This is a genomic window from Priestia sp. P5_B4 (assembly GCF_056400385.1).
In genome coordinates, this window is sequence record NZ_JBFULJ010001170.1 from 1 (window position 1) to 966 (window position 966).

A 966-nucleotide genomic window follows, 5' to 3' on the forward strand; every position below is an offset into this window, starting at 1 on the left:
ACTTGCTACGAGGCAATTCTTTTATTTCTATATCTTAATCCCCATCATAATACTTTAAAAAATTCATGATRGCTAACAGGATGACTAACATAATTAAAAACCCTTCTATTAATATCCTTCGCCCTTCTTTTGGGAATTTCTTTTGTTTTTTATGCGCGTAAAAAATAAGTTTCCGAAAGGCAACGTGCAGTAAAATGATAAAAACCAACATACCAATCTTTACGAGAATTAACAGGTCATCACATCCTTTTTGACAAACAAAATAAAGAACGAACGGTCAATTGATAAACAACTTAGCTATGAAACTTTTTATTTTCTTTGTTCTTTTGATGCTCTACAAAAAATGAGACTGGGACTGCACCAATGCATATACCAATTGAAATAAACAGCGCCTGGTTCAGCTGAAAACTCGTATTTTCTACTGCTTTACTATAAATCATAAAACATACGAAGCTTAAAAAGCCTATAGCTAAAGGAATGAGCGCGTGCTTGTACCATTTCATTCTAGTATCCTCCTCTCTTTTTCACCCCCCCTAGCTTGATAGTGGCAGCATTTTTTTAGATCAAGAGATGCACTCCACATTATGTATCAATCATCTTTTATAAAAAGTGACTTCCTAAAATAAAGCTGGCTAAAAGAACGATTACAGCTACTTCTCTCAATATATAACTTTGACTTTCACTCAAAGGTTTACCCCTTCTTTCACTTATAACAAGGTGAATGTAAAAAAGATAAAAAGAGAAAAGAAATCCCATGCCTGCTGCCATAGCTATGATCATTTCCAAATTGTCACAGCTTCGTTTTCTTCCTTTTCCTTCTTTTCTTTTTGTTAAACAAATTTAGCCAAATAGTCAGCACTGCCTCTCCAGAACATACGAGTCCTCTTGAAATCATACAAAAATAAAAAAAAGGCAGGATTTCTCCTGCCTTTTTGCATATGTAATTCCTCTTCACTATGTCAACTC

The 966-nt window shown here is 34.1% G+C and carries 2 protein-coding genes; both read right to left on the minus strand.

The window, feature by feature from the left end:
* Window positions 1-293: 293 nt before the first annotated feature.
* The gene (locus tag AC1DRF_RS29680) at window positions 294-503 is read right to left on the minus strand and encodes a hypothetical protein (protein ID WP_097822885.1); all 210 of its coding nucleotides are present in this window, start codon (window positions 501-503) and stop codon (window positions 294-296) included.
* A 97-nt stretch (window positions 504-600) separates the two neighbouring features.
* Window positions 601-768, minus strand: a complete 168-nt coding sequence (locus AC1DRF_RS29685) for a hypothetical protein (protein ID WP_477742530.1) — start codon at window positions 766-768, stop codon at window positions 601-603.
* Window positions 769-966 lie beyond the last annotated feature (198 nt).

Coding starts and splice junctions, on each gene's coding strand:
- AC1DRF_RS29680 (WP_097822885.1), bottom strand. CDS start 503: ATGAAATGGTACAAGCACGCGCTCATTCCTTTAGCTATAGGCTTTTTA.
- AC1DRF_RS29685 (WP_477742530.1), bottom strand. CDS start 768: ATGGCAGCAGGCATGGGATTTCTTTTCTCTTTTTATCTTTTTTACATT.